The 591-nt window shown below is 45.9% G+C and carries 1 protein-coding gene; it reads right to left on the bottom strand.

Features of this window, described 5'->3' with window-relative positions; translation table 11 throughout:
• The gene (locus HLA95_RS27780; protein WP_222185214.1) at positions 1 to 363 is read right to left on the bottom strand and encodes a hypothetical protein; all 363 of its coding nucleotides are present in this window, start codon (positions 361 to 363) and stop codon (positions 1 to 3) included.
• Positions 364 to 591: the final 228 nt, after the last annotated feature.

Consider the following 591-nt stretch of genomic DNA (forward strand, 5'->3'; position numbering starts at 1 on the left):
TTACCCAAGAACTACAATGAAAATGACTACTGCCATTACCATCAGTCCAAAGGCTATATCACCAACCGTTGCATGCGCCTTCGCCATGACATCCAAGACCTTATAGACAACAAGACCATATCTCCGCCGTCTCAACCCAGTGTCACCCAAAATCCCTTGCCTACCCATGCAGTACCACCACCTGCCAATATCAATGTTATCCATACCGATCCTTTTCATCGTCGTGAACCTATCCGCCCTCACCCTTCCTTTCCCATCACCTTTATGGAAATGTTCTACCACTGTACAGCCAAGGGGCTCATCACCCCACACCAGCCAAGGTTTAAGAGCCTTTATTGCAAATACCATGCTACCACCGGTCATGATACAGGATCTTGCAGTGACTTGCAGAAAATGATACAAAGCCTCATTAACCAAGACCTGATTAAAATCCCTCAGCCTTTCACTTGCCCAAGGGGGCTTTACCGTTCATGGAGGAGATTTGAGAGAGATGCATTTGGGGGTTTCAATCCAAATGTGTTTCATAGGCCATATGAAGTAGAACCGTTGTTTAAGAATGGCACTAGTCAGCGAGCTCTTAGGAAAAGATTT

Origin of the sequence: Geminicoccus harenae, from assembly GCF_019800005.1 — a bacterium.
In the GTDB taxonomy this organism is placed as follows: domain Bacteria; phylum Pseudomonadota; class Alphaproteobacteria; order Geminicoccales; family Geminicoccaceae; genus Geminicoccus; species Geminicoccus harenae.

Bases quoted from the DNA above. Each gene is read 5' to 3' on its own strand.
- HLA95_RS27780 (WP_222185214.1), bottom strand. From the start codon at position 363: ATGACCGGTGGTAGCATGGTATTTGCAATAAAGGCTCTTAAACCTTGG.